This window comes from Sphingobacterium sp. GW821-FHT03E03 (assembly GCF_059420745.1).
Window position 1 is genome coordinate 1 of the sequence record NZ_JBWKUH010000084.1, and the last position, 272, is coordinate 272.

Annotated in this window: 1 protein-coding gene; it reads right to left on the minus strand. The window is 40.1% G+C overall.

The window, feature by feature from the left end; genetic code table 11:
* Positions 1-272 (minus strand): hypothetical protein (locus tag AC07UV_RS25755; RefSeq protein ID WP_495185865.1); only part of this gene is annotated, 272 nt, incomplete at both ends.

Sequence of the window (272 nt, forward strand, 5' to 3'; positions counted from 1 at the left end):
TTTCTAATTTCATTTACCCTATTCCTGAAATCCTGATTTCTTGACAGTTGATTTGCCCGAGTTACTCCGTCGCAGTCGGTATTTTTAGTTTCCTGTAACATTATTTGTTTTGGAGTTGGAGGAGTAATTGGATTAGTTATTCCTCCATCAGTTGGGGGATCTGGAACCCAGACGTTTTCGCAGACTGTATTGTAGATCATCCGATCATTGCTCCATGATACATTATAATCACAGTCTGTATAATCCGTAGGATAGCTACAGGTTCCTGGGAA